Genomic DNA, 2,646 nt, shown 5'->3' with positions numbered 1-2,646 from the left:
CATCAATGAGGTGACCAGCGTTGCCGGGTCGTACGCGATGGCGCAGTTTCTGCGCTCCGGGCAGATTGCCGGCGACGCGTTCCGCCTGCGCATTGCGGCGATGATGAGCACCAACATTGCGAATCCTGTCACTGGAGCGATCTCGGCGGTGCTGAATAGCTCGCCAAACGCGGATCAGACCAACTCACTGAGACTGACACGCTCCCTCGCCAACCTCATCAACTTAACTGCTGGGTCGCCTTTTCTCACCAGCGCGCTGCTCCCGCTGCTCAGTAACGAGCAGGGCCAGGTGCCCGCGGATATGTTCGTTGCGCTCGCCAATCTTGCCCGAAATCCCGCTTTCGACCCTGCTCTGATCTTTTCTTTATCCTCGCTGCGTCCGGCCTATGCACCGGCACTCAGCCAGCCGCCTGATCAGTGGACTGTGACTGTGAAGCTCCACGACACGGGGCGGCCCGATATTCCTTTCGGCGGTGCCGCAAATGTTGCCTGGGACTCCTACGGCTACGCATGGGTCGCCAACAACGTCACCCAAGGGACCCCAAACTCGACCAAATACAATGTCGTCTTGAGACCTGACGGCAAACCTGCGGATGGAACCGCAGGCGAGCCAATATCACCCTTTGACTCAGGCGGCCTGCTCGGCGTGGGCTGGGGCGTGTCGGTCGACCAACGCGATCGAGTCTGGTTCGGCAATTTCGGCTGGGGCAGCCCGGAAGACCTCTATTTCCCAAGCCAGACACCCAGCAGTTCGAGCGGGGCGGGTACAGGGAGCGTGTCGCAGTTCGACGCGGCCGACGGTTCGCCAATCTCGCCGGACGTTGGTTACTTCGGCCCTTACCGCGTTCAGGCCATTGAGCCTGATGACTTCGGCAACATCTGGATGGCGAGCTTTGGTGATACCAATGTCGCCGGTGGCAGTGGCGTCTGGGTATTTCGCAATGGCGATCCCCATGACATCGTTTCTGCGGTTGTCGACTGGGAGAATGCGCCATTCGGAGTCGCGCCGATCCCAGGTCAAGCGGCTGCCTGGGTGACCTTCTCCGGCGGGCTGGCGGGGGAGAATCAAAGCAGCATCGCTCGATACCAGCTCACTGAGACCGGTGAGCTGGAGCAAACCTTTATTGCACCAGTGGGCAATACCCTGAAGGTCGTGGCTGCTGATTATGCGGGTAACGCCTGGATCGCGTCACAGGGCACGGATTCCGTGTTCGCCTACAGCGCCAACGGAGAGCCACTCGGAGAGTTCACTGGCGGTGGGATCGATGGTCCTTGGGGCATGGCTGTGGACGGCGAGGGCAATATCTGGGTTGCAAACTTCGGCGACCTTGGGATCGGCAATGTCTTTGATAGCGGCCGCGTCTCGAAGCTGTGTGGCGCCAATCCGGCCGCATGCCCGCCAGGGCTGCAGCTCGGTGACCCGATCTCGCCCGAGACGGGCTACACGCTGCCCTCTGAAGGCACCCAGGTCTTGCTCCCCAACGGCGATCCCCTATATGGCCCAGGTGCGCCACCGAGCTTTGTGCCGATGATGCGTCAGACCAGTGTCCAGATCGATGCGGCTGGGAACCTGTGGGCCGTCAACAACTGGAAGCCTCGATTCGATGTCGACGTTCTGGCAAACCCAGGTGGCGATGGAATCGTCATCTTTGTCGGGCTTGCGACCCCACCGCCAAGGTGACCATGTGACCATGGATCATGGGCGCTTAGATTTGATCTAACCCCGCCCGCACGCAGCGCAGCACCCCGTAGTCGTATTCGCCATTCAGTGCGTCGAAGGCCGGTTTCAGTGCCATCGGTGAATCAGGTGGGATCTGTTCGAGGGCGTAGCGGATGGTCTTTAGCTCGTCTTCGGATAGAGACAGGACATCACGCAATGGCAGCTCGCCAAATTCGATGCAGCGCGCGAGATGGCTATAGACGGTGGTGGGCTTGAGCGCGCGCTGCCGGGCGATCTCGTCGATACCGGTCCCGGCGCGCGCGAGTGCCAGGGTTTCGCGGACGGTGTCGCTGAGGTCGCTTTGCCAGATGCGGCCACTGGCGGCGCCAGAGGTCCCAGAGGCCGCTCCAGCGCTGCTTCGTTCTGCACTGCCGCGGACATCGCGCCCGCTCTCGGAGCGCAGCTTTTCCGGCGGCAATGGCGGCAGATGCTCGGGGCGGCCGTGCTCGGCCTCATGCGTCTTCAGCTCGGCAAGAAACGCCTCGCCATAACGCTCGAGCTTGACCAGGCCAACACCGCTGATCCGGGCGAGCTCGTCCTGGTTGCGGGGCCGGTAGGCGACCAGCTCGCGCAGGGTACTGTCGGGGAAGACATGGAAGGGCGGCACGCCTTGCTCATCGGCGAGTGCCCGACGGCGAGAGCGTAGGCGCTCCCAGAGCGCATTGGCTTCGGGGTCAGTGGGCGCGGCGGCCGGCGTGCGCCGCTCGGAGCCAGCGCGCTTGCGGTCAGGGTCGCGCCGCAGCTTGAGCGTCTGCTGGCCGCGGAAGAGCGGCCGGCAGGCCTCGCGGTTGAGCCTGAGACCACCATGACCCTCGATATCGACCTGTGCCAGGCCCGCCGCCACTAACTGCCGATAGACTGACTTCCATTGCTCAGCGCTCAGCTCGGTGCCGATGCCGAAGGTGCTGACCTGATTATGTCCAAAG

2 protein-coding genes are annotated in these 2,646 nt (G+C 62.9%); one reads left to right on the top strand and one right to left on the bottom strand.

Going from position 1 to position 2,646, the window contains the following annotated elements:
• Positions 1-1,681 (top strand): NHL repeat-containing protein (locus ACY693_RS18085; RefSeq protein ID WP_462323203.1); only part of this gene is annotated, 1,681 nt, incomplete at its 5' end.
• A gap of 25 nt (positions 1,682-1,706) precedes the next feature.
• Here ACY693_RS18085 and ACY693_RS18080 read toward each other — a convergent pair.
• The coding region (locus ACY693_RS18080) for an HRDC domain-containing protein (protein WP_462323202.1) at positions 1,707-2,646 on the bottom strand (940 nt) is incomplete at its 5' end.

The sequence above is a fragment of the Halochromatium sp. genome, assembly GCF_054919635.1.
This window is presented reverse-complemented; position numbering and strand designations above follow the sequence as displayed.